18 protein-coding genes are annotated in these 24,856 nt (G+C 58.3%); 10 read left to right on the forward strand and 8 right to left on the reverse strand.

The features are described 5' to 3' along the window. Positions 1–953: 953 nt before the first annotated feature. Together HJB84_RS26460 and HJB84_RS26465 are read left to right on the forward strand one after the other, a co-directional pair. The gene (locus HJB84_RS26460) at positions 954–2,762 is read left to right on the forward strand and encodes an amidohydrolase (RefSeq protein WP_221117367.1); all 1,809 of its coding nucleotides are present in this window, start codon (positions 954–956) and stop codon (positions 2,760–2,762) included. A gap of 114 nt (positions 2,763–2,876) precedes the next feature. Then, positions 2,877–3,356, forward strand: coding sequence for an SgcJ/EcaC family oxidoreductase (locus HJB84_RS26465; protein ID WP_221117368.1), 480 nt, complete (start codon positions 2,877–2,879; stop codon positions 3,354–3,356). 443 nt (positions 3,357–3,799) lie between these two features. Here HJB84_RS26465 and HJB84_RS34025 read toward each other — a convergent pair whose 3' ends face one another. Both HJB84_RS34025 and HJB84_RS26475 read right to left on the reverse strand, forming a co-directional pair. Continuing rightward, on the reverse strand, positions 3,800–4,528 hold the full coding sequence (locus HJB84_RS34025; protein ID WP_311044130.1) for an alpha/beta hydrolase: 729 nt from the start codon (positions 4,526–4,528) through the stop codon (positions 3,800–3,802). A 788-nt stretch (positions 4,529–5,316) separates the two neighbouring features. Then, complete coding sequence (locus HJB84_RS26475; RefSeq protein WP_221117369.1) at positions 5,317–6,819, reverse strand: mechanosensitive ion channel family protein; 1,503 nt, start codon at positions 6,817–6,819, stop codon at positions 5,317–5,319. A 555-nt stretch (positions 6,820–7,374) separates the two neighbouring features. Between HJB84_RS26475 and HJB84_RS26480 the strand changes: the two genes are divergently transcribed. The 5 genes from HJB84_RS26480 to HJB84_RS26500 all read left to right on the forward strand — a co-directional run bounded on the left by HJB84_RS26480 (position 7,375) and on the right by HJB84_RS26500 (position 14,112). Then, a complete protein-coding gene (locus tag HJB84_RS26480) occupies positions 7,375–8,709 on the forward strand; it encodes an LLM class flavin-dependent oxidoreductase (RefSeq protein WP_207586158.1) in 1,335 nt (444 codons plus the stop codon). Between the two features lie 18 nt (positions 8,710–8,727). Continuing rightward, a complete protein-coding gene (locus tag HJB84_RS26485) occupies positions 8,728–9,720 on the forward strand; it encodes a flavin reductase (RefSeq protein WP_221117370.1) in 993 nt (330 codons plus the stop codon). Further along, positions 9,720–11,324: a GMC family oxidoreductase gene (locus tag HJB84_RS26490; RefSeq protein WP_221117371.1), complete on the forward strand. Its 1,605-nt coding sequence runs from the start codon at positions 9,720–9,722 to the stop codon at positions 11,322–11,324. Before HJB84_RS26485 ends, HJB84_RS26490 begins: the two co-directional genes overlap by 1 nt. 94 nt (positions 11,325–11,418) lie before the next feature. Beyond that, positions 11,419–12,414, forward strand: a complete 996-nt coding sequence (locus HJB84_RS26495; RefSeq protein ID WP_221117385.1) for a GlxA family transcriptional regulator — start codon at positions 11,419–11,421, stop codon at positions 12,412–12,414. 144 nt (positions 12,415–12,558) lie between these two features. Beyond that, the gene (locus HJB84_RS26500) at positions 12,559–14,112 is read left to right on the forward strand and encodes an ISL3 family transposase (RefSeq protein ID WP_221117372.1); all 1,554 of its coding nucleotides are present in this window, start codon (positions 12,559–12,561) and stop codon (positions 14,110–14,112) included. A gap of 63 nt (positions 14,113–14,175) precedes the next feature. Here the strand turns inward: HJB84_RS26500 and HJB84_RS26505 are convergent, their stop codons facing one another. From HJB84_RS26505 to HJB84_RS26520, 4 genes are all read right to left on the reverse strand, one after another. Continuing rightward, positions 14,176–15,606 carry an aldehyde dehydrogenase family protein gene (locus HJB84_RS26505; RefSeq protein ID WP_221117373.1) on the reverse strand — a complete coding sequence of 477 codons (1,431 nt, stop codon included), beginning with the start codon at positions 15,604–15,606 and terminating at the stop codon, positions 14,176–14,178. Further along, entirely contained in the window at positions 15,603–16,694 is a 1,092-nt protein-coding gene (locus HJB84_RS26510; protein ID WP_221117374.1) for a glycine betaine/L-proline ABC transporter ATP-binding protein, read from the reverse strand. The genes HJB84_RS26505 and HJB84_RS26510 overlap by 4 nt, the downstream gene beginning before the upstream one ends. Further along, entirely contained in the window at positions 16,691–17,740 is a 1,050-nt protein-coding gene (locus HJB84_RS26515) for a proline/glycine betaine ABC transporter permease (protein ID WP_221117375.1), read from the reverse strand. The genes HJB84_RS26510 and HJB84_RS26515 overlap by 4 nt, the downstream gene beginning before the upstream one ends. Positions 17,741–17,842: 102 nt before the next feature. Then, entirely contained in the window at positions 17,843–18,814 is a 972-nt protein-coding gene (locus HJB84_RS26520) for an ABC transporter substrate-binding protein (RefSeq protein ID WP_221117376.1), read from the reverse strand. 203 nt (positions 18,815–19,017) lie between these two features. On the opposite strand from HJB84_RS26520, the gene HJB84_RS26525 reads away from it, so the two are divergent. Then, entirely contained in the window at positions 19,018–19,899 is an 882-nt protein-coding gene (locus HJB84_RS26525) for a LysR substrate-binding domain-containing protein (RefSeq protein WP_311045006.1), read from the forward strand. A 432-nt stretch (positions 19,900–20,331) separates the two neighbouring features. Here HJB84_RS26525 and HJB84_RS26530 read toward each other — a convergent pair whose 3' ends face one another. Next, positions 20,332–20,742: a cupin domain-containing protein gene (locus HJB84_RS26530; RefSeq protein ID WP_221117377.1), complete on the reverse strand. Its 411-nt coding sequence runs from the start codon at positions 20,740–20,742 to the stop codon at positions 20,332–20,334. Positions 20,743–21,001: 259 nt separating this feature from the next. After that, the gene (locus tag HJB84_RS26535) at positions 21,002–21,994 is read right to left on the reverse strand and encodes an MFS transporter (RefSeq protein ID WP_221117378.1); all 993 of its coding nucleotides are present in this window, start codon (positions 21,992–21,994) and stop codon (positions 21,002–21,004) included. A 301-nt stretch (positions 21,995–22,295) separates the two neighbouring features. On the opposite strand from HJB84_RS26535, the gene HJB84_RS26540 reads away from it, so the two are divergent. Together HJB84_RS26540 and HJB84_RS26545 are read left to right on the forward strand one after the other, a co-directional pair. Further along, positions 22,296–23,285 carry an AraC family transcriptional regulator gene (locus HJB84_RS26540; protein ID WP_221117379.1) on the forward strand — a complete coding sequence of 330 codons (990 nt, stop codon included), beginning with the start codon at positions 22,296–22,298 and terminating at the stop codon, positions 23,283–23,285. Positions 23,286–23,342: 57 nt separating this feature from the next. Next, positions 23,343–24,551 carry an MFS transporter gene (locus tag HJB84_RS26545; protein ID WP_221117380.1) on the forward strand — a complete coding sequence of 403 codons (1,209 nt, stop codon included), beginning with the start codon at positions 23,343–23,345 and terminating at the stop codon, positions 24,549–24,551. Positions 24,552–24,856 lie beyond the last annotated feature (305 nt).

Genomic DNA, 24,856 nt, shown 5'->3' on the forward strand with positions numbered 1-24,856 from the left:
CCGACGATCATCATATCGGTCGCCTTATTCGGCATCGCTTTAACAGGTTGTGTTTCGAGCGAGGAGCGACAACATGTGAGGTTCCAACGGGATGCTGGCACGTGTCAAAGCTTTGGAGCGCCCTACGGCTCGTCTGCCTACAGCAACTGCATGCTCGAACAACAGCGTCGGCGCGACACCCAGCAACTGGATTCGCTTGAGCGAACCCGATTGACCATGGAGATCGCCAAAGACGCTCAGGACATGGCTGACCAGGCACGCAGGGATCGCTGCAGGCGCGACCCTGATCGGCGCGAGTGCCGCCGGTAAAACCAGTGTCGGTAATACCGGCGGACGCGTTTCGCCGGTATTGCCTGTATCCGCTTAGCCGTCGGAGGCGACCGCAGGTCAGCGGCTTGAACACAGGCAAACCAGCAGTGGCAGGTTGAAGAAATAACCAAGGCTTTGCCTTAAGCTTAAGCAATCTCTACGGCGGTCAGAAAGCCGCAGGACTTGATCGGAATCGGATACGCTATCAGGTCCGCTCCTGTAGCGACGCGTCTCTCTTCTGGCCGTTCGAGTTACCTTATTAATGTTGCGTGGCTCTGCCGCAAGTCTCAGCAACCGCGAAACTGTGTCGCAAAAACGAGAACGCCATTCCCGATCCCAGCCCGCGCTTGGACGACATCTGCGTCCATCACCACCTTCGAGAGAAACTTCCGCTATAACATCCAGATGGCGTTCCTCTTCTTGCAACATTGCGTCGCAAGGCTGGTGACTAGTGGGTTGCTAAAGAGAGTGACAGGTTCGCCGCGGTGGACTTTTTGGATGAGCGTCATCGCAACGCGCCTCAAAACTGGCCCATGCCAGAGATTCCCCGTGGCTTCTCTGAACGGAGCACTCCGTCCGCACACAAATCCAGAAGGCGCTGCTTTGGCTCGCCATAATCGCTGAAATAGCCGTTTGGGGGTAAAATGATCAGACGAATACTCATCGCGTTAGCGACAATCTCCACTTTCTCTGCGGTCCAAGCGCAAACGGCGCAGGACGAGCGCGGCGCTGATTTGATCGTTTTCAACGCAAAGATCTTTACCGGCAACCGTGGGCAACCCGAAGCTTCGGCTTTAGCTGTTAAGAGCGGTCGCATCTATTCCGTGGGCTCTGACACGGACATTCTTGATCTGAAGAGTTCTGCGACGAAGGTAATTGATGCCCACAGCCGGCGGCTTATCCCTGGCCTTTCCGATGCCCATATCCACGTCCTTAACGACCTCGCCTATAACTACAATGTTCGATGGGACGGCGTGCCAACGCTGCGTCAGGCGTTGACGATGCTCAGTGAGCAGGCCAAGCGCACCCCGGAGGGCCAATGGGTCAAGGTTATTGGAGGCTGGTCCCCCTACCAGTTTGAGGAAAACCGCTTTCCGACGCTGGACGAACTTCAGAAGGCTGTGCCCGATCGTCCCCTGATCGTTCAATATGCCTACAATGAGGCGTTTTTGAACAAGCTGGCGATGGAAACCCTTGGTCTGGGGACCGACCGGTTTCCAAAAGTACCGGACACCGAAATCGAGAAAGACGCTGCTGGCAACCCAACCGGTATTATCCATGGTTACACCTGGTTGTTTCTCGCCCTTGAGACAGTTGTGCCGCAGCCAACGTTCGATGAACAGGTGAGTTCGGTAATCAATAGTATTCGAGGTCTCAACCGGTTTGGCGTAACCTCGATCATCGATAACGGCGGCAGGTGGGCGTATCCCGAAGGTCAGAGGAGGGTTGCCTTACTTGCGCGCGACAATCGCCTGAATGTGCGAATGCCGTTTGTGGACTTGCAACTCGGCAACGGCAGTGGTCCGGTAAACATGGTGAACCTCGAACTCGACGCGATCACGACGACAGCACCGATCAGCCCTGGGCAAAACCTGCATCCCACCCTGGCCCATGGCACCGAATATGAAGGCGCTGGGGAAGTTTTGGACGGGGAAGTGCACGATCATGAGAACTTCGATCGTCCGGCGGTCATCATCGACCCGGAAAAGATGAAGCGCTTCGTTGAGCAGGACGTGAAAAAGCTGGTTGAGCGGCGCATCCCGTTCCGCATGCACATCAGCTACAATGAAAACATCTCTCCCTTTCTCGACGCTCTGGAAAAAGTGAACGAACAGATCCCGTTCGATGGTCTGAAATGGAGCCTCGAGCACGCAGAAACCATTACTCCCGAGAACATCCAGCGAGTGAAAAAGCTAGGCGGCGGCATCGCCTTGGACGCCAAGATGGCGCTGCACGCGGATGGTTTCATCAAGACATATGGTCGCGAAAAGGCGTTGCAGACGCCGCGTTTGCGCATGCTCGTGGACAGTGGCATTCCCCTTGCCATGACCACCGACGCTTTCCGGGCAGCTACCTACAATCCATGGGTCGCTCTTAGCTGGATGGTGTCTGGAAAGTCTGTGTCCGGATCCGAAGTTCTTGCAAAGGACAACCGCCTCTCTCGCACCGAAGCCCTGAGACTGTGGACCAGGGGTCCGGCGTGGTTCATGAATGCGGAATCCGAAATGGGCATGATCGCTCCGGGCAATCTCGCTGATTTCGCCGTTCTCGACAGGGATTACTTTTCCGTGCCGGAGGATCAGATCAAATCCGTTTCCTCCGTTCTGACCGTCATGGACGGCAGGGTCGTGTTTGGGGCGCAGGACTATATCGCCCTGTCGCCGCAACTGCCCGTGATCCTTCCGGATTGGTCGCCCGTCAAATACTTCGGCGGCTACTACGGGGACAAGTAAAGCCAGCGGACAGGCTACTCTTTTCGTCAGTGGCGGCCCTCGCGCCGCGCAAGACAAGTCGCGGCCGGCGATAGCTTTTGGATCCCTTCTGAAGCAAGAACCGGACGCGACCCATTGTTCAACAACACCCACTTGAACCCAACAAGGCTGGCAGTTATGAAAAAGCTAATGAATTTCGCAGGCAAAACCGCAGACGCCGCTTCGGCTCAGTCTGGCATCGAAGAGGCATTGCTGAACTACGAGACTGCGCTGAACGCGTCGGACACCCACAACGTAATGGCTGTATTTGCACCCGACGGCGTTTTCATGGCCCCGAACAACCCGTCGGCAGTCGGCACCGATGCAATCAGGGCTGCCTACAATGGCATCTTCCAGGCGATCACCTTCGATACCGAGTTGACCGTCGAGGAGGTCGTTCAAGTCGCTCCGCATTGGGCGTTCGTCCGGACGAACTCGAAGGGTCACGTGACGGTGAACGCGATAAAACAGCGCGTCCCAGACGCCAACCACGAACTGTTCATCTTCCAAAAGGGTACAGACGACGCATGGAAGATCGCGCGCTACTCCTTCGCGACAACGAACCCGCTCCCGTAGTAGCTGACGTGCCGGAACGTCTGAAATCTGCAGTGGCTCAGGTGAGTTGGAACAGAGGCCACTGCTCCAGTTACGAGGCGGAAATTGCCATTCGGCGGACCGGGGTCGGCTGTTTTTGGACGTTAGAATAGAGAGCCCGAGATTAGTGAGCAGAGATGAACTCGCGACAGCTCGATTTCATAAGAACCGATAAGAATCGGCTTCCCGGCTGTGCTCGCGGAGAACTCTCAGATCGGGTTGCCGGACTAGACGATGGCGCCCTTGACTATTTGGTCAGGTCTATCGACCTTGAGAAATGCGCACGCGCATTTGTCCGTTCGGCGCCGCCCACATGAGCTTGTACCTGAGTAAATCAACATCGGGTAACTTGTACTCGACACGAATCCTTATGGTCACGGTTCGTTGACCCGCTTGTAAAACGACATCAACGATGGTCGAGATGCTTATTGCCGGATTATAGCACCGGCCACTCTGAATGGGCTGGTCACGGCACTTCCGGCAGCATCGAATACAAATACGCCCACGTTTCCAATGCTCTTTCTATTTTGAACCTCTTCCCGCACCAATCGACCTCCGATACGAGCAAAAGTGGCAAATCGGTCGTGACCAAGGCCATCGACGGACTTCAGCGATGATATGTCGACGACCCGCAATTTGTTTGCTTTTGCAGCGGCTTCGACGATTGGGTCATCAATATCCACTTTCCCTACACGTTCGCGCTCCCCTGCGAGGATGCTCGATACGATTAGCGCCCGATCTGATTTTGATACAAGCAGCGTAATTGGTGTAGGCAGCGTTCCGATGTCCAGCATTTGCGATTGGAATACGTCAACGTCAATGTCGGGAGAAGCGAGGATAATCTGCAGCTTATCGAGCGTTTTCGTTTCGCCCCGTAATCTCAACTGTCTGACCGCTTCCATTGAAAGAAAACCGCCCATGCTGTGACCAAGGAGAATGATACGCTTCACCTTCGGTGATTTCCCGACTGCCCCTACTACAGCAGTCAACGCTGTGCGCGAGTATATAGCTGCGTCTCGGTCAGCTACATAACCCAACACGCTCGCCGCCGAAGGCCATGCAAATAAGATTGGAGGACCTCCAGATGGCACGTCTGCGGCCATCTGGGCTGTCCGATAAAGAGCCTCTTGGTAGCTGTTGTTGTAACCGTGCACGAAGATTGCAACCGTTCCATCAAAGTCGGGAGCGTCTGTGATTGCGCCGACGAAGCGATTTGGTGTAAGGGACTCTCGCTGAACTACGAAGTATCGGCCTTTCTGATCGCGTCCCTTGATGGGGTAGTCGATTTCCGTCCCATTTCGATTTATCGGAACTGAGAGGCTGTAACGCTCAATTGAGAGAGCGCTCGTCCACTTGCCATCGTAACTCTTCCCATCGGGCGACCTCGCTCGATTCGTTGCAGCGATAAGGCGAACGGTCTGCGCTGAAGCTTGCGACGGCCCGATAGGGGTGAGGACGCCCCAGAAGGCCGAGAACCACAGGCGGTCAGTGCCATTGCGAATCCAGCGGTCGCAAGTACCGCCCTTGTAACAGTGAAAACCGATGACCGCACGGGTGCTACTTCTCAAATGGGGGGATCTCTAGCAAAGGATCGAAGCTACACCGCGAAGTCTTGCAAACGAGGACCGTGCATCGCTCTACCGCATCCTTCAGCAAATGCGCCTTCTTGGCTAGACCAGTTTTTCGCCTAACGGTGTTGCCGAATGCGGAACGCAGGTGACAAATGTGGTCTCGCATGTAGATCGGACCGTTGCGTCGCCAATAAAGTCCTAGCCCTGGCTCGGCCATGACGGCCGGGCGACGAGGTTATATCCGGGATCGTCGCGACGAACACTGCTGCCCATACGCCCGGCATCTGTCGTTGAGCTTGTCGGCAAAGAGGCTCTGATCATCACCGGATTCGCGGAACGCAAGGGCACCGCTTTCCGGTTGTGTAAGGCCGTTAGCGCCGGAAATTTCGCCGATGGTCCTCGTTTTCGGGGCTCTCCGAAATCTTGCGCAGGAAGCTGCGCAGCTTCGACAGAAACATTCCCGGCTCATCGAAGTGATCGCTTTGCAAGGCAACCACGTCCGTGTGCTGCATCTCCTGCCCCCTGCGGGCCAACACTTCGAGGCTGGTAATGAGTTCCGGCCGTGCCTCCATGGCATCGCTGACGCCTTTCCTGTTCAGGCAATAGGCGGAAACCGACGTCAACGCCGTCGCAGTAGCGGCATAGGGCGTGCCTGTAATCATGCCGACCGCCCCCAAACTGCTCCCCGGTCCCAATCTGATGATAACGCTGCTCGATGGCGGGGAATCGCTAGAAATTTCGACCGTTCCCGAGGCGAGGATGAACAGCATCTGCGGGTCATCCCCCTGCTTCATCAACTTATCACCGGCTGCAAACCAAACCTCGATTAAATGCTCCGCCAAAAGATTTCGATCGGCCTCTGTGAGCACGCCGAACCAGTCCGATTCCTGCAGCAATGTTGCAGCAGTCGGTACTTCAGGGCGCTTCCGGATAGGCACGCCCGGCACGGCGAGGGCAATCCCCGCATGGCGCAAATGATTTTGGACATGCCCGAGCAGCTCAGTTCGGGCAGCAACCAGCACCTCGACGCTTGGGATCGAGAAGCTGATATCATATGCGACGCCATCGCCCTGTAGTTCGGTGCGGGCCACGCTTGGTGCCGGGGTATCGGACATCAGCATGCAGGTCTTGACCGCTGCCGTCAGCACCGCCATGCAACGATCCGGCCGTTCGTTGGCTGCAAGCCGGACGGTGATCGAGACGCCACGAACGGTCGTTGGCATGCTGTGATTGACGAGTCGCGCCTTCGCCATGACGCTGTTCGGCACAATGGCCACGTCGCGGTTCATCGTGGCGATGTGTGTGGAACGCCAGTTGACTTGGATCACCCGGCCCTCGATCCCCCCTTCGACCCAAACCAGGTCACCTGGACTATAGGGCCGCTCTATGCCGACGGCGATCCCCGAAAAGACATCCGATAGGCTGCTCTGAAGTGCCAGGCCCAGCACGATGGCAATGACGCCAGATGTGGCAAGCAGTCCGCCGATCGGCACCGCGAAAACGAAATTGATTACCGCAAACAGCGTCAGCAGATGAATGAGCCCGGCCAGCAGATCGGAGACGATCCGGGACTCACGTGGCTTGGTCTCGAAGACCACCAGGAGACGGGCAATGCCGATCGCACATTGGGCAGCCATCAGCCACCAGCCGATTTCAATGAGCTTTTCCCAGACTTGCTCGCCCGGCTGTTGCGCGTCGAACGACGGCGCAAACGGCGACCCGATCGTTAGGAAAACCAAATATGTTAGGATGGCAAACACGGCCAGACGCCACGTGGCTCGCGCCCAGAGTGGCCACCGCCGGGTGATCCATGGAACGATCACTGCCGCAAGCAATAAAAGTGTCGCACTGATGTGGGCTGCCTCTTCGGTCATGGGATTCCTAGTGCGATACAGAAGTCGCGCGAGGTGCATCGACCACGGCGGGCTCTCCCCGCACGAGATCATTACCAAAGCTCCAGCAACATCTCCATCTTGATCTGTCTTAAGGTTTCAGTGCGCGTTTGCCCGGCTGTAATAAACCACACGCAGAGCGGTGAACGTGACAAGCACTACATCCATTCGTCCCGATAGGACAGGGAGCCGAAACTGGTCATTCAACGTCTGCCCGCCTTGAACAGATATGAACCAACGGCATCGTTAGCCAACATGTACGCAATACCGCGTGCGTACTCCAACACCTTATTTCCGCAAAGTTCCCTAGATTTTTCTGCGGCGACACGTATCAGATGGTGGAAGTTCCTTGGATGAGGAGCGTTTCCATCAATGCCTGAAGCATGGAGTTCACGTAAGCCAGACTTTACAAAGACGGCAGTTTTTTCGGCGTTTACAACGCGCTGCCAAAGGCGGACTTTGCCCCAACGATATGTACCTCATTGGAAACGATCGACCACCGGATCGATTGTTTTCGGTTTGCCAGCGGGGCTCTCCATGACCAAAAAGCAGATGAAACTCGGCCTTTCGATACGCTACATGGGATATCATGTTGGCGCGTGGCGCCATCCGGATGCGGTCCGTGGCGGCAACTCGATGCTTCAGTCGTTTCTTGGCGTCACGCAGACAGCAGAACGTGCCAAGTTTGACATGATATTTCTGGCAGACGGCATTGGCGTCCGATTGGACGACAAGCCGAAGGGCTCGATATGCCGTTCGCATCATAACGTCGAGCTGGAACCTTTAACGCTGCTGTCAGCGTTGGCTGCGCTTACGCAAAACATCGGTCTGGTCGCCACTGCCTCCACCACCTACAACGAGCCTTTCCATATCGCCCGCAAATATGGCTCGCTCGACCAGATCAGCGGAGGCCGAGCTGCCTGGAATGTTGTGACGTCCTGGTCGGATCAGGAAGCCTGGAACTTCTCGATGAGCAAGCAGCTCGACTACGACACCCGCTATGAGCGGGCGCAGGAGTTCGTCGAGGTGGTCACAGGTCTCTGGGATAGCTGGGATGAGGATGCCTTCATCATCGACAAGGAATCCGGCGTCTTCTACGACGAGAAGAAGATGCATGTCCTCGATCACGTGGGAAAGCATTTCTCCGTCCGTGGACCGCTTAGCGTTCGTCATTCGCCGCAGGGGCGCCCAATTCTGGTTCAGGCGGGCGTGTCCGAACCGGGACAACAGATTGCGGCAAGGCACTGCGACATGGTCTTCATGGCCAAGAACGATCTCAAGTCGGCGCAGGATTACTACGGGTCGGTCAAAGACAGGTTGGAAGGCTACGGCCGGAAACGCACCGATCTGCTCATGATGCTCGGCCTGACGCCAATTGTCGGCCGCACGCGCGAAGAGGCGCAGGAGAAATATGAGCAGCTCGAATCCCTGATTGATCCGGTCGTCGGACTTCAACTCCTCTATCGGTCTTTTGGCGATCTCTCACACCTGCCTCTCGACGGGCCAGTTCCGAAGCCAGATCTCGACAAGGTCGGCCTGAAGAGCAGTGCGCAGATGTATTACGATCTTGCCCAAAAGCAGAACCTGACGATCCGCCAGCTCTACAAGAAGCTGGGCATGGCGCAGGAACACAAAACCGTTGTTGGGACGGCGGAGGATGTTGCCGACGAAATGGAATCCTGGTTCGAGGCGGGCGCTGCCGACGGCTACAATATCACACCTACGCACCTTCCAGCCGGCATCGATGATTTCGTCGAGCTTGTCCTCCCCGAGTTGCGCAAGCGCGGCCGCTTTCGCGAGGAATACGAGGGTCGTACGCTTCGCGAAAATCTCGGCCTGCCGGTTCCTGCCAGCCGTTACGAACGCGCCTAACAAAGTGGGAGTACGGAAATGACCAGCAGCCCTGCCCTCACGACCAAAACGCCTTTCGCCCAGCCGCTCGAGGAAGGCGATCCTGCTATCGACGGTCGGCTATTTCGCAAATGCCTTGGCCAATACGGAACAGGGGTCGCGATCATCACCATGGAGACGAATGGCCAACGGGCAGCCGTCACCGTCAATTCTTTTGCCTCCGTGTCGCTCGACCCGCCACTGATCCTCTGGTCGATCGCGCATACGTCACGCAGCTGTGCGCTGTTCAAGAGTGGCGGCCGGTTCGCGGTGAATATTCTGTCGGCCTCCCAGATCGATATCTCCAAGCATTTCTCGAGCAAGATCGAGGACAAGTTCGCGGATGTCGCATGGGCGACGGGCGAGTTCGGCTCGCCGCTCCTCGACGGTTGCCTGGCGCATTTCGAGTGCGAGACTTATTCCCAAGTCGAAAGCGGCGATCACACGATCCTCATCGGTCTCGTGCGGCGTGCCAGCCGGTTCGACGGCGAGCCGCTTCTCTTTGCCAAGGGGCAATATAGCGTCGCAGATTCCCATCCGGATGCCTCGCCGGCTCCCGAGACCGCGGGCTCCAATCCGGAAACATCCTCTGCCGAAACCATCATTTCCCAAATATTCGACGCTCATCATCTGATCTCGGCGACATTCGACGAGCATCGCCGTGCCGAGGGCGTCGATATAGCCCTCGCCCGTGTTCTTGCCTGCCTTTACGACAATGCCGGCATGAAAAAGGATGCGTTGGCGCGAGCCACTTATCTCGGACAGCGAGACACTGAGGACGCAATCTCGGCGCTCGCCGAACGCGCGATGCTGGTGACCTCTGCTGATGGCGGCCTGACGCTGACACAAACAGGGCGGCAGCTGCGCGAGGCAATCCGCAATAGGTGGCAGGAGTTTCAGAACAAGGAGGTCGAGGAAATTCCGGAGTCCGACCTGCGCGCCACGTTCCGAACCCTTGCAAAGCTGATTGCCCGTAATCGGACAAAGAACTGATGGACTGGGACTATATTATCATCGGGGCGGGGTCTGCCGGATGCGTGCTGGCCAACAGGCTCAGCACCGATCCGGCAGTCAAGGTGCTGCTGCTCGAAGCTGGTGGCAGCGACAAGCGGTTCAACATCATGATGCCGTCGCTGGCCTTCAAGGCAATGGCCGACAAAAGCCTGAACTGGAAGTTCATGGCCGAACCCGACCCGACCCGAAACAATCGCCAGGATATGGTGCCGCGCGGCAAGGTGTTAGGTGGTTCCAGTTCGATCAACGCGATGTTCTATGTCCGGGGCAATCGGGGCGACTACGATCATTGGGCGCAACTCGGCAATCGCGGCTGGTCTTATGACGAGTTGCTGCCGTACTTCAAGAAAGTTGAGGGAAACCGTGACGGCGTCACCGACATCTACGGCAAGAACGGGCCGATCGTCGTCAGCGCCGTCCGCAGGCCACCGAAGCTCGCCTATGTCTTTATCGAGGCGATGAAGGAACTGGGATATCCCAATAATCCGTCCTACAATGCTGAGCCGACCGAAGGAGCGGCTGTAAGCCACGTCACCCAGCATATGGGGACGCGGTTCAGCGCGTCGAGGGGTTATCTTGACCCGATCAAGAAACGTCCCAACCTGAAGATCGTCACGGGTGCCATCGTCCGTCGCGTGGTATTCGACGGTAAACGGGCGTCAGGCGTGGAATTCGACGTCGGCGGCCGGACAAGGATCGAACGCTGCTCAGGCGAGGTTATCCTTTCAGCCAGCGCTATCAATTCGCCCAAGCTTTTGATGCTGTCTGGCATCGGACCTCGCAATCAGCTCCAGGCACATGGCATCGATGTGCTCCACGACAGCCCCGGCGTCGGGCGCAACCTTCAGGAACATGCCAGCACGCAGGTGAAGGCCTATGTGAACGTCAGGACACCGAACCAGGAGTTCAACCTCCTCGGAATACTGAAGTACGGCGCGCAGTTCATCTTCGATCGCTCGGGCTATGCCACCTATACCTACACCGGCATGGGTCTGGTCAGGACCCGCCCGGAGCTCGAATATCCTGATGTCCAGTTCCATTTCGGCGCCTTTTCCGCGAATTACACCGACGAAGGCATCGAGATGCAGAAAGAGGCTGCGATCAATCTGCAGCCCAATGTCAACAATTCACGCAGTCGCGGTTATCTCGAACTGCGCTCAGCCGACCCCTACGATCAGCCGAAAATCCAGCTCAATCTTCTGAGCGATCCGTACGACATCCAGACATTGATGGCGGGAGGCAGGATCGCCCGCGCGGCGCTAAACTCGAAGGCGTTCGCACCATACGTTACTGGGGAGATGAAGCCTGGCAAGGACGTCCAGACAGACGACGAGTGGATCGACTATATGCGCGGCAATGCTGCCGGTAGCTATCATCCCTGCGGCACGTGCAAGATGGGCATCGATCCGGCAGCCGTGGTAGCCCCCGAACTCAAGGTCATCGGCGTGGAAGGGTTGCGGGTCGTGGATTCGTCGATCATCCCCCAGATACCGAGTTGCAATCTCAATGCCATCAGTATGGCGATTGGCGAAAAGGGCGCCGAGATGATCCTACAGGACCGCCTCGCGCGGACGGCCGCCTGATCAGCTGCCTGTATTCTTTCCAGCACGGGGAACTCATTTGACCGAAGAAGCAAAACCGAGAACATTTGTCTTCTACATTGTCCCGGACTTCACGATGCTTGCATTCACGGCCGCGATCGAGGCGCTTCGTCTTGCGAACGCCGTGCTCGGACGAGAAGCCTACAGCTGGAGGATCGTTACCGCCAACGGAAAGCCGGTGCTAGCGAGCTGTGGAATTCCTGTTGCCCCTGACCGCTCGGTTTCGGAAGAGCGTCTCGTGCCGCACTCGCAACGTGCGGACATGATTGTCGTTTGCTCCGGATGGTATGTCGAAAACGCCTTCGACAAGACTGTTGCGGGCTGGCTCCGTCAAAGTCGTAATTCCGGTATCGAAATTGCTGGGCTATGCACAGGCGCCTTCATTCTCGGCGACGCCGGCCTTTTATCGAACCGACGTTGCACCATTCATTGGGAACATAGCCCAATGTTGAGAGAAATGTTTCCGACAGCGATCGTTGGTGGCAATCTCATGGAGAGCGATGGCGACGTTCACACGTGCGCTGGTGGAACTGCGTCTTTCGACATGATGCTTCATTTTGTGGGCGAGAGGTTCGGCCGGAAGGTTGCGTTGGCAATTGGCGAGCAAGCAATTATTGGCAGACAGAGAGACCCGTCGGAGCGTCAGCGATCCCATCGGAGGACGTTAGGTTCGCTCAACCCACTTGTCATCGCCGCCGTGGAATTCATGGAAGACAACATAATTGAGCAGGTTAAAATCTCGGCCGTTGCCGAGCATATCAATCTTTCACGACGGCAAATGGAACGAGTGTTCGCAAGGGAAATTGCGACATCCCCCGCCCGTCTCTATCTTGAACTGCGGCTTGATCACGCCAGGCTTATGGTACTTCAGTCCAGCATGCCCATTGTGGATATTGCGATAGGCTGCGGATTCGTATCGGCGTCACACTTCAGCAAGTGCTTTCGGCTGTTCCATGGAGCATCGCCACAGTCATTGAGAGAACAGCGTCAAAGAAGTGTCTTTGTGCCTGCCCTCAAATCGCAAAGCGAGGAGCGCAATTCGGTGGCCGGACCATCGTTTATCCTTCACTGAAAGCTCTCACGGCAGGTCAGGGAATTGGTCGCTCGTTGGTGACCATTCTCAGCCTGTGTTTCGGCGTGCAAATTTGGCTCTGACTCAGTTTTGATGCAGTTGTGACGATGCTGCCTTGCTGGTTTCCACAAAGGAATCAGCCTGATGATCACCAAGTTTCGCCCCTCTGATTTGGTACCGGCGGGTTTCATCGCCGAACGCATCACCCACATTGACGATGAGACCTGCATCTTGCTTTCCCGAGCCGGCGCTACTGCGTCATGCCCGGCATGCGGACGAATGTCGCGAACGGTTAGAAGCCGCTATTGCCGCCAGGTCGCGGACCTCCCCCTTTCGGGAAGGCGTGTCCGACTTCTCGTCCGCACACGGAGGTTCACCTGTGACGCGGTCCTCTGCGGCAGGCAAATATTCTCCGAGCGGTTCGGCGATGTGCTGCCTCCCTACGCCAGACGAACCGGGCGTCTCGAGCATCTCGTCCATCATTTAGCGCTTGCACTTGGAGGACGCCCGGCGGCGCGTTTTGCCCAGCGGCTGATGCTCCCCGTCAGTAACGACACCTTGCTACGAGTTATCCGCAGGCAAGGGTTGCCGCCATCGATCCCACCCTCGGTGATCGGCATTGATGACTGGGCCTGGCGGCGCAATCATCGCTATGGCACGATCGTGTGTGACCTGGAGCGTCGGCGCCCGATCCGTCTGCTACCGGACCGTGAGCCAGCGACGGCAGAGGCCTGGTTGCGGGAAAATCCCCAAATCCAGATTATTGCGCGTGACCGCGGCGGCGCTTACGGGCTGGCGGCAGCAAAGGCGTTGCCCGATGCAGTGCAGGTCGCTGATCGATGGCATCTGATGGAAAATGCCAGCCGTGCATTCTTGGACTCCGTCCGCAAATCGATGCGACAAATCCGCAAGACGCTCGGTGCAACGCGCATTAATCCCAAGCTGCTGACCGCGGCCGAACGCCTTCAATACGAAGGCTATCTCCGGCGCGAACAGACCAACACGGTCATCATGGCGTTAGCAAAGGACGGTGCCACGATAAAGGAAATCGTGCGCCGTACCGGTCATAGCCGCGGTTTGGTCCGCCAAGTGCTCAGGGGACAACGCAATGACGTCTTTCGGTCAAGAGAAAGTTCGTTGGAGACCTATCTCGAATGGCTCGACACGCAATGGGCTGCTGGCAAGCGGAACGCTACTGAGCTATGGCGGCGGTTGAGAACACAGGGCTTTCGTGGTTCGCGCCGGGTCGTGAGTGAATGGGCAACGCGACGGAAGCGGGCCGACAAGGCAGATACGGAAACGTTGAACCGCATCCCCTCTGCCCGAACGATTGCCCGCCTTTTGACAACCAGCAGAGACAATCTGACGAAATCCGAGACCGTCACCATCGCTGCAATAGAAGGCGGTGTTCCCTTGCTGGTTAAAGCTCGCGACATCATCGCCGACTTCCACCGCATGATCCGGCGCAAGGCGGAAAACGAGCTCGCGCCGTGGATAGACCAAGCCCGCGACAGTCTGGTTTCCTCGTTTGGCAACGGGGTGGCAAAAGACATTCAGGCGGTCCGAGCAGCGATCGTCTCACCGTGGTCCAACGGACAAACCGAGGGGCAGATCACCAAGCTTAAACTGGTGAAGCGCCAGATGTACGGACGCGGAAAGCTCGATCTCCTTCAAGCCCGCTTGATAGGCGCGACATGAGAGAATTGCACCAAATCTGCGCCAGAGCCAATTTTGGACGCCGATTGACACTCAGCCTGCCCGTCAATCCTCGTGCAGCCCACCGACAGCCTTGACCTCGACGAAGGCCTCGAAGCCGAACTCCCCGCATTCGCGGCCATTGCCGGACTGTTTGAAGCCGCCAAACGGAGCCGATGCATCCCACGAGGGATGGTTGATCATGACTTGTCCCGCGCGAAGCCTGGACGCGACGCGCTTGGCGACCGCGAGATCCTTCGATTGCAGATAGGCGGCGAGGCCATAGGGCGTATCGTTGGTGATTGCGATGGCTTGCTCCGTACCGTCGTAGGGGATGAGGCTGACGACGGGTCCGAACATCTCCTCGCGCGCCACGCTCATCTCCGGCGTCACGTCGGCGAAGACGGTCGGCTTGACAAAAAAGCCACGGTTCATGTTGGCCGGCATATTGGATCCGCCCGTCACCAGCGTCGCGCCCTCGGCAATTCCCGCATCGATCAGCGACTTGACGCGCTCGAACTGCCTCTGGTTGACGACAGGGCCGAGTGTCGTCGCATCATCGTTCACGTCGCCGATGACAACGGACTCTGCCGCGCGCCTGGCAATCTCGACGGCTTCATCATGAAGATGGCGGGGCACGAGCATGCGCGTGGGAGCGGTGCAGGACTGGCCGGCATTGCGATAGGCGCCGAGAACGCCCTTGGTAACCGAGGCCTCGAGATCGACATCCGGCATCACGATGTTGGCCGAGTTGCCGCCGAGTTCCTGATGAACGCGTTTGACGGTGTCGGCGGCATTCTTCGCAACCTGAACGCCAGCGCGTGTCGATCCCGTAAATGAGACCATGTCGATATCGGGATGCCTCGACATTGCTTCGCCGACCGTCGGCCCGTCGCCATTGACCAGATTGAAGACGCCCGCAGGGACGCCGGCGTCGCGGAGGACTTCGGCAAACAACATCGGGCTGATCGGCGCATATTCGCTCGGTTTCAGCACGATCGTGCATCCGGTCGCGAGCGCCGGCATCACCTTGGTGATGATCTGCAGCACCGGGAAGTTCCATGGCGTGATTAGGGCGCAGACACCCACCGGCTCGAAGGACAGCAATGTCCGGCCCGCGAGGCGTTCGAACTCGTAAGTCTCAAGAATGCGGATCGTGTCGGCGATATGCGCTCGCGATCCGGCGATCTGGGCATCACGTGCAAAGGTGATTGGCGCACCCATTTCCAGCGTTGTCAGGCGCGCGAACTCCTCGGCCCGCGCGTCGAACAACTCAAGGACCCGGCGCAGCATTGCCAGCCGTTCCTCGCGGGAGGAAAAGGCATAAATGCCGAAGGCTTTGCGAGCAGCTCTGACCGCCAGATCGACGTCTTCAGCCGTACCCATGGCGATGGTGCCGGCCGGCTCCTCAGTCGCCGGATTGACGACGACGCGCCGGGGCCTGTCGCCGGCCGGAACGAAGCGGCCATCGATGTAGAAATGGTCGAGGTAATTCAAGATGCCTGCTCCTGTTTGACTGTCCGGGCGGCAGCACTTTCGACGCTGACCGGCTTTGCCGCATGCCGCGGCACCAACGCCCTGAAGACGTCCTGCATACTGATCACCCCGACCGGCGTTCCGTCCTTCAAGACCGTTAGACTGCAGGCAAGATCGCCCTCCGAGCAGGCCATAACCGTATCGAGGTTGTCGTCAATATCCACCTCACCAAGGGTCGCCGCGCCGTTCGCCACGTCCGAGACCATGACGGAGCCGGCTCGCAGGACGCGAGCGCGGTTGATGTCATCGACGAACTTCTCGATGTAGGCATCGGCGGGATTGAGGATGATGCTCTGCGGCTCACCCTGCTGGACGACGACGCCATCCTTGAGGATGACAAGGTGATCAGCGAGCCGGAGCGCCTCATCGAGATCGTGGGTAATGAAGATGATGGTCTTCGAAAGCTCGTGCTGCAGATCGAGCAGCAGGCTCTGCATGTCGGTGCGCATCAGCGGATCGAGCGCCGAGAAGGCCTCGTCCATCAGCATGACATCAGAATTGGAGGCAAGTGCGCGCGCAATGCCGACGCGTTGCTGCATACCACCGGAAAGCTGGTGCGGGTAATGGTTCTCGTAACCCTTGAGCCCGAGCCGCGCCAGCCAGCGGATGGCATTTTCCCGCGCCTCGGTCTTGTTGTCGCCCCTGACGTCCTGCGCCATCTCGACATTCTGGACCACACGCATGTGCGGCATCAGGGCGAAGCTCTGAAACACCATCGACATGCGGAAGCGTCGCAGCTCGCGAAGTGCCTTTCCCGTCAAGCCAGCCACATCGATGCCGTCCAGCAGGATTTCACCGGCAGTGGGGCTGATCAGACCGTTCAGATGCCGGATCAGGGTCGACTTCCCCGATCCCGAAAGGCCCATGATGACGGTGATGTCGCCGCGGCGCATATCGACGTTGATGTCTCTCAGCCCGAGGACATGACCGTGCTTTTCGAGAAGCTCAGCCTTGCCCATGCCACCATGAACCTTCGGCACCATGGCCTGAGGGTGGGGGCCGAATATCTTGTAGAGGTTTCGGATCGAAATCTTCGGCTGGTCAGTCAACGGCGCTCTCCCCGTGGCTGGAGAGTTCCATTGATACGCGACATCGAGACCTTGCTCACCCGGTCGAACATGATCGCAAGCAACACGATGCCGAGACCCGCAACAAGCCCGGTCCCGAGCTCGAGGTTGTTGATGCCGCGCAGGACGAGGACGCCAAGGCCGGGGGCCGAGACCAGCGATGCGATCACCACCATCGAAAGCGCCATCATGATTGTCTGGTTGACCCCGGCCATGATGCTCGGCAATGCCAGCGGCATTTCGACCCGGAACAGCTTCTGCCACCCATCCATGCCGAAAGCGTCAGCGGCTTCGCCGACGCTGCCGTCAACCATGCGGATACCGAGATTGGTCAGGCGAATGACCGGGACGACCGCGTAAAGAATGATGGCGATGCCGTAGAGCTTCGATTCCGTCACCGAAAACAGGAAGATCAGCGGAATCAGGTAGACGAAGGACGGCAGCGTCTGGAGCATATCGAGCACGGGAAGCGAAAGCCTCTCCATCCGTTCGCTCTTCGCCATGAGTATGCCGATCGGGATGCCAACCAGAATGCAGATGAAGGTGCAGGAAAAGACGATCGCCATGGTCTGCAACGCATAGTGGAGGTGATCGACGACGCCGAGAACTAGAAGCCCCGCAGCGACCAATGCCAGGATCGACCACGACCGGGACGTGAGGTAGACCAGGAGCAGGAGCGCTACGACCAGCGCCCACCAGGGCGAAATCTCGACCAGCCGCAGCGATGAATCGAGCAGCCAGGACAGCGGCTGGGTCAGTGGATCGAGCACCGTCTTCAGGGCCACGCGGATGTAGAGGAAGCCGCTTTCGATGCCCGACGTGAAATCGCGCGTCCGTGGAATGGCCCGGCAGGCATCGTGGAAGGCGTCGAGCGAAGGAAAGGGAGCGTCCATAAATGAGGGCGGCGGCCCACCTGCCTCTTTGCTCTTCTTGAGCAGGTCGGCCATGCTGACCGGGCCGGTCGAGGCCGAAGCGTCGCACCAGTCACGAAGGCCAAGGTAATTGAACAGTCCGTCGTAAAAAGCCATGAGCACCCAGGATCTGAAACTTGATGGACAGCTTGACGCTGCCCCTGAGACAAGGATCGAACGTGATGGGGTCCGCGGGCATATGGCTGCGGACCCGAGACGTTACTTGACGATGGCGCTGATCTTGGTCTTGGCTTCTTCAGAAAGCCAGCTCGGCCAGACGTCCTTGTAGGTTGTCAGGAAGTGGACGGCGGTCTCGTCGGCAGTCGCCTTGTTGTCTTCCTGCCAGGCAAGCAGTTCGTTCATCTGCGAGTTCTTGAAGCTGACCTTGCTCATGAGCGCAACAAGCTCGGGGTTCTTGTCGTAGAAGGACTTGCCCATGGTGGTGAGCACGGTTGCGCTCGGCCAGCCGGTCTTGCCGGGTGTCGCGCAATCGGCCGTGGCGTTGCACTTTGCCTTGTCCTTGTCGATTGGCCCCATGTCGACCTTGAACATCTTGTACTTGCCGAGCACGCTTGTCGGTGCCCAGTAGTAGCCGAACCAGGGTTCCTTCGCGGTGTTAGCCGAAGCAATCGAAGCGGCGAGCGTCTCGCCGGATCCGTGGTTGAAGATCTCGATCCCGTGTTTTTCGAGCTCAAACGCCTTGATCAAATTGTCATCCGACGTACGGCAGCCCCAGCCGACCGGGCAATTGTTGAACTTGCCACCGACGAGCTTCGGATTTGCCAGAATTCCGTCGAGGGTCTTCAGCTCGGGATGGGCATCGGCAAGATACTGGGGAATCCACCAGCCGTCTTCGCCGCCGTCGGACAGCACGTCGCCGACCTTGACGATCTTGCCTTCCTTTTCGAGCTTGTAATAGACATCGGCCACGCCTGGCCAGACCTCGGTCAGAATGTCCGGTTGACCAGTCTCGGCAAGCGAGGTGAGTGCCGGAACGGTGGAAGTCGGCACCTTCTTGACGGTGCAGCCGTAGCCTTGCTCCATCAGGAAGCTGGAAACAGCGGTGACCACCGCGGCCGATGACCAGTTCATCTCGGTGATCGTGACATTGCCGCACGCGGCATTCGCGTTGGTGACGCTGGCAAGCAGGCTCGCGCCAAGCAAGCCGGTTGCTGCAAGAATAGATTTCATGTCGTTCCCCTTTCGAACAAATTACGCCTGAACGTTCGGCGGTGAGCATCAAGCTTCCGGCGTCGTATGTTGAATTATTGTTATCAAGCAGGGGTCAGCTTACGTTCCATACAGGCGATGGCAAGTTGCTTAATTCCTACGATATGCGTAAGCTCAGCTTTATGCAAAAGCTTCGGTCAAGACTGCCACCCCCGAACCACCTCGTGACCTTCGAAGCCGCTGGACGTCAGCTTAGCTTTACCAAGGCGGCGATGGAACTCAATGTCTCACGCGTGGCTGTCAGCCAGCAGATCCAAGCGCTGGAGAGATTCCTTGGTGTCCCGCTGTTTCAGCGCTTGCAGCGCTCAGTCAGGCTGACGAAGGCCGGAGAGCGGTATCATGTAGCTATTTCCGATGCCTTGGAGAGAGCGCTTCGGGCGACAGCGGAGATCACCAGGCAAGCCGACACCAATGTCGTCAATGTCGGGACCACGCCGGGTTTCATGACCTATTGGCTGATGCCAAGGCTTGGCGAGTTCAGGGCAATCCATCCGGACATCGAGCTGCGGTTTATCGTTTCCGACGGAAACCTGGGCTTCGACGACAATATCGATGTTGCTATCCGATACGGTGATGCGCAACCTGACAATGCCGAGGCGACTTTTCTCAGCCGTCAGTCCATCAGTCCCACCTGCTCAGACAAGCTGTTGCCATCCGGGACCAGACTGTCCCCCATAGATCTACTTCAGCAGCCTCTCATTCATCTCGAAGGTCCTTACGACGAGCAAACCCGATGGGCGAAGTATTTCCACACCCTCGGGATCGACATGGGCAAGGCTCGGACCGGCATCACGGTCAACTCCTACACCAATCTGGTTCAGGCAGCTCTCGATGGCCAAGGCTTCGCTCTGATCGGTCCCCCACTGATCGAGAACTTCCTCAATAAGGGCTCGTTGATACAGCCCGTCGATGCGCCTCCGATTGCTCGCCACGCTTTCTATCTTGCGCTTCCTAAAGGAACAGTTCCGGCCTCGACGCAGATCTTTTCAGATTGGGTGGTTGGTGCATTTCCTGGCCGCGAAGTCGAGATTGGTTTGAACCGGTAGCCCGCCTCGCCTTGAACGGAATCGAACCGCCGCATTCTCCATCAAGGATGAGCTATCACGCTGACTTTTTCGTGAAAATTCCGCCCTTTGATTTCGAAGTATCAATGTGCAGGTCCGGAATTTATCCCGAAGCGGATATTATGCCGAGCCAGTTTCCTAAACCTCGGAATTTCCACTAGGTCAGGATGGTAAGCTCGGCATAATCCCTTGATGTGTGCCGGCCGGAATGCGCAATAGGAGACTTCTGCCGGACGCAGAGCGGTGAGCGATTTGGCCCGCTTCCTGTCGGGCAGGATTGCGAACTGGGAATGTCAAAAGAGGCCATCAAAGCCGTGAATGTCGAGTCTCGACGCCCATCCGACGCAAAGCGATTTCATATCGACCGGTTGAAGGTGATAGCTCGAAACGTCCACTGAACCGGACATACATCGGTCAGTCCTCTTGGATTGGGGCGAGGTACTGCGCGTCTGTCACGGGCTCCATCCAATCGACGACCTTGCCATCGAGCACCTCGGCGATTGCCACGTGTGTCATCGCGGCGGTAGCCGTCGCCCCGTGCCAGTGACGGCGCTGGCATGGACACCAGACGACGTGCCCGGCTCTGATTTCTGCCTTGGGACCGCCCTCGCATTGAGTCCAGCCGATGCCAGAAGTAACAATGAGCGTCTGCCCGAGCGGGTGCGTGTGCCAGTTGGTTCGTGCGCCGGGCTCAAAGGTGACTATTCCACCGCCCGCACGTCCCGGCTCCTCGGCATTGAATCGGCTGTCGATCCGGACATGCCCGGTGAAATTTTCAGTAGGCCCCGCAGCTGAAGGCTGCGAACCGTTACGGGTGATCTTCATGAAGTGCTCCCTCGGTTGCTTTTTTGATTGGAAATTTTGTCGCCGCCTGGACGGGCTGTTGGACCGGCTCGCAGCGCGCTACGCCCGAAACACCAAACAGCGAGCGCAAGAAGAATGACACCGACCTGCACGCCGACGAGCCCGCTCCAGCCCCACCCCTGCCACAACGCGCCGGCGACAACGGAACCCACGGCACCGCCGATGAAGTTGCAGGCCACAAACACTGTGTTCAAGCGGCTGCGTGATGCTGGGTCAATAGCTAGAAAGCTAGAAGGCGGTTTTGATTCAGGACATTGATGCCTTGAATTGCCACATCGAGCAGAATGATAGCCACGACGATCATGGCGACGGATTGACCGCCCAGACCGGCGATAGACAGGCTTACCAGAGCCAAGCACAGGGCAGCCCCGGTCGCCGGCACCGAAAGTCCTCGATCATGCAGGACACCAGCCCTTCTTGCGACCAGCGCCCCAGCGACGCCGGCGATCCCAAATAAACCGATCTGCACCGGGCTGTAACTGAACGGCGCAGCGCTCAACAGAAACGTCAGGCCTGTCCAGAACATCGTGAAGACCATGAACGCGCATGCGCCGATCGCCAGCGTCGCCCGAACCGCAGGTTTAGTGGCAACCAGCGTCAGGATAGACCTCAGGAGGTCGCCGTACTGCACGCGACCGCGTGTCCGCTCGCTCGGCAACCGACGTGCCAGGACCGCAGCAAAAATCAGTGTCACGATTGCCGCGAGGCAATAGATGGCGCGCCAGCCGAGAACGCCACCCACAAGACCGCTGAGGGTTCTGGATAGCAGGATGCCGATCAGCATGCCTGAGACGACCGTGCCAATTACCCGGCCCCGCACTTCGTCTCCCGCCAGATCGCCGGCCAGGGGCACGAGCAACTGGCCGGATACTGTCGTTAGTCCCACGAAGGCCAGGGCTGCACAGAGGACCGCGAACGTCGGCGCAAGAGCGCAAGCCCCGAGACCCAGTGCCGACAGAAACATCACCCCGGGGATTAAACGTCGTCGATCAAGAACGTCGCCGAGCGGCACGATGAAAACGACACCTGTTGCGTAACCGAGTTGGGTCATTGTGACCAGTCCGCCGGCCGCCGCTGGTTGAACACCAAAGCTGCCGGCGATATCGGTCAACAAAGGTTGCGACCAATAAAGGTTGCCAACCGCAGCGCCGCCCGTGACGGCAAACAACAATGTGAAAAGCGGAGACATTCCGCTCGAACGCTGGGCAACCATCGTTAACCTTTCATGGGCGTCGAGCCCTTACGGACCGGGCTGCCCTTGCCTTGCGACCGGCTGCGTGAGCGCAGGCGGCTGCCCGTTGGCCCTGATATCGAGACGACCTCGTTCTGATCGACCGCAGCGAAAACCAATCTTTCTGTTGCGGCCGAGGTAGGTGTCAGCGCGAGGCGTTTGGTCGGACAGGCATGAGAGAGGCCGTGCTGGCGACACATTGACATCACACACGATACGCAAAGCCGCCGCTTGGCGGGGCCACCTGCTTGAATGCCATTCGCTTGACACCTAAATCAGCGGGATGCTTGACCATTCGTCTCAATCGTCGTCGCCGTCACATATCCCAATGGATGCTCTAAGCGAAGTCCTGCAAGATTTTCGCTTGAGTGGCGTCAACTATGGACGCTGCGAACTTAGACATCCCTGGAGCATCGCGTTTCCGCAACAACCGCTGCTTCGCTTTCACTTTGTCAGCCAGGGTCCATGCTGGATCCATACCGAAGCCGAAGGCTGGCAGGAATTGAATGATGGCGATCTCGTGCTGCTGCCGCAAGGCATCGCGCATCGATTGGCCAGCGCGCCAGACGTTGAGGGCGACTCGCTTGAAAGCTGTCAGATAACAAAGTTGGGGAGCAACGTCTGCGAAGTGGTGCGGGAAGGAACGGGGGCGGCCAGCACCCTCTTCTGCGGCTCTATGGCCTTGGCCGCCTATGCGCTCAACCCCTTGATTGCTCTGATGCCACCAATCATCAAGGGCTGCGATGTGGCCGGCAATGATCCGATTGTTGGCCCGCTGCTGGCCGCTATGTCGACGGAGGCGACGCAGCCACAAATGGGGAGCGCGACCGTGCTGTCGCGCATGGCGGACTTGCTTGCAGCGCGGCTTATTCGCTGCTGGGTCAATTGCAGCGGAGCCTCGACCACCGGTTGGCTCGCCGCCATCCGCGACCCCCACATCGGTCGTGTCTTGGCGGCCATGCACCGAGACCCGGGCCAAAACTGGACCCTCGAAAGCCTCGCCGGTGTGGCAGGCCAGTCGCGCTCGATCTTCGCCGAGCGCTTCAGCGCTATTTTAGGGGAAGGCGCGGCGCATTACCTCGCCCGTCTGCGGATGCAGCTTGCCCGCGAGTTGTTGGGACAAAGCGGCATGTCGGTTGCCGAAGTTGCTTCCCGGTTAGGCTATGAGTCTGAGGCATCCTTCGCACGCGCTTTCAAGCGCGTCACCCGCGTCTCGCCAGGCATTGTGCGTCGCACAAATTCCGGACGAGCAGACATGAATTTCGGATTTTAAGACACATATCGTCCCAAGAATATCGTCTATGAAATCTCCAACATAGGAGATGTTTCGATGACGGACACAACATCACAGATCGACGGTGCAACAATTGAGCTCGAGACCGCCGAGCAATCCGCATGGCCCGCGGCGACCTGGTTTGCCGTTCTTTCGATGGCGGCCACCAGCTTTGCGCTCGTATCGGCTGAGTTCCTGCCGGCGGGCCTTCTGACGCCAATGGCCCGCGATCTCGGCATTACTGAGGGAACAGCCGGACAGGTCGTCACCGCTACCGCTTCCGTCGGGGCCGTGACCGCCCTGTTGAGCAATGTTCTCATCGGCAAACTGAACCGAAAGGCGGTGCTGGTTGGTCTCAGTGCGTTGGCGATCGGCTCCAATATCCTTGCAGCGTTGGCATCCGATTTTTGGGTGTTGTTGCTGGGCCGGGCCGGGCTCGGCATCGCGCTTAGCGGTTTCTGGGCGCTTTCAGTCGCCGTTGTGGCGAGGCTGGTCGGCGCCAATGCGACAGGTCGGGGCATGGCTATCGTCACCCTCGGCGTCTCGCTCGCCACTATAGCTGCACCATCGATGGGCGCTTTGATCAGCGACTGGTTGGGCTGGCGCAGCGCCATGGCGATGACCGCCGGGCTTGCCGCGATAGCCATGCTGCTGCAGGTGCTCAGCCTGCCAACACTGCCTGCAAGCACAAGCAACAGTCTCGCCGACGTTTTTCGGCTGACACGGCGGCGCGGCATCCAACTTGGAATGCTTGCCATCCTTTTGCTGATGACGGGGCATTTCGCCGGCTCGGTTTATGTGCGTCCCTTCCTCGAGCAAGTGACCCTACTTGACACCAGATCGATCGCCCTGGCGCTGCTTGGGTTTGGCATCGCCTCTGTGATCGGCAACATTGCCGGTGGCCGAATGGCCGACGCCAGTATCGGCCTAGCACTGGCTGTCACCGCCGCGCTCATGGGGTTTGCGGCGCTCGTTCTGGTGCTTGGAGGCGCTCATACCGGCATCGCGTTTGCGCTCGTTGCACTTTGGGGCTTCGCCTTCGGCATGGCGCCGGTGGTTCTGCCGACCAATCTTTCGCGCGGGGCGCCGGACGCGCTGGAGGCGGCGGGCAGCCTGATGGTCGTCTCTTTTCAGGTGGCCATCAGTATCGGCGCGGTTTTCGGCGGCTATATCGTCGACCACTACGGCGCTGTCGGGCCCTTGACCCTTACCGCCGTCCTCGCTGCGTCGACGGTCGCGTTGGCGCTGCTGCAGCCTCGGAGCTGATCGTCACTTCCGGTTTGAGTATCCCGGTGCAATCGGACTGAAGTTGCTGTGGGATCTCATCCACAAGGCGCTAGCGCATGGAGGGCAGAGTAGCGCTCCCATGCGCTTTAGCAGGCTGCTGAAATTCGCTCTGCGTTGGCGCAGTTGCTTGCTGTGGGTCTGATTTTTTTACAGACTTGCTGTCGTGCGGTGGGATTTTGGCCGATTGAGGCGGGTTTTCTGGCCATATCGGCTTATTGATCTCCCTCAAGACACACTTCGCCCGTCGATCCGATCAATTTGGGAAGGCGGATGATGTTGTACGC

This window comes from Rhizobium sp. NZLR1b (assembly GCF_019685155.1).
Taxonomy (GTDB): domain Bacteria; phylum Pseudomonadota; class Alphaproteobacteria; order Rhizobiales; family Rhizobiaceae; genus Rhizobium.

Coding starts and splice junctions, on each gene's coding strand:
- HJB84_RS26460 (WP_221117367.1), top strand. CDS start 954: ATGATCAGACGAATACTCATCGCGTTAGCGACAATCTCCACTTTCTCT.
- HJB84_RS26475 (WP_221117369.1), bottom strand. CDS start 6,819: ATGACCGAAGAGGCAGCCCACATCAGTGCGACACTTTTATTGCTTGCG.
- HJB84_RS26480 (WP_207586158.1), top strand. CDS start 7,375: ATGACCAAAAAGCAGATGAAACTCGGCCTTTCGATACGCTACATGGGA.
- HJB84_RS26485 (WP_221117370.1), top strand. CDS start 8,728: ATGACCAGCAGCCCTGCCCTCACGACCAAAACGCCTTTCGCCCAGCCG.
- HJB84_RS26490 (WP_221117371.1), top strand. CDS start 9,720: ATGGACTGGGACTATATTATCATCGGGGCGGGGTCTGCCGGATGCGTG.
- HJB84_RS26495 (WP_221117385.1), top strand. CDS start 11,419: ATGCTTGCATTCACGGCCGCGATCGAGGCGCTTCGTCTTGCGAACGCC.
- HJB84_RS26500 (WP_221117372.1), top strand. CDS start 12,559: ATGATCACCAAGTTTCGCCCCTCTGATTTGGTACCGGCGGGTTTCATC.
- HJB84_RS26515 (WP_221117375.1), bottom strand. CDS start 17,740: ATGGCTTTTTACGACGGACTGTTCAATTACCTTGGCCTTCGTGACTGG.
- HJB84_RS26520 (WP_221117376.1), bottom strand. CDS start 18,814: ATGAAATCTATTCTTGCAGCAACCGGCTTGCTTGGCGCGAGCCTGCTT.
- HJB84_RS26530 (WP_221117377.1), bottom strand. CDS start 20,742: ATGAAGATCACCCGTAACGGTTCGCAGCCTTCAGCTGCGGGGCCTACT.
- HJB84_RS26535 (WP_221117378.1), bottom strand. CDS start 21,994: ATGGTTGCCCAGCGTTCGAGCGGAATGTCTCCGCTTTTCACATTGTTG.
- HJB84_RS26540 (WP_221117379.1), top strand. CDS start 22,296: ATGCTTGACCATTCGTCTCAATCGTCGTCGCCGTCACATATCCCAATG.
- HJB84_RS26545 (WP_221117380.1), top strand. CDS start 23,343: ATGACGGACACAACATCACAGATCGACGGTGCAACAATTGAGCTCGAG.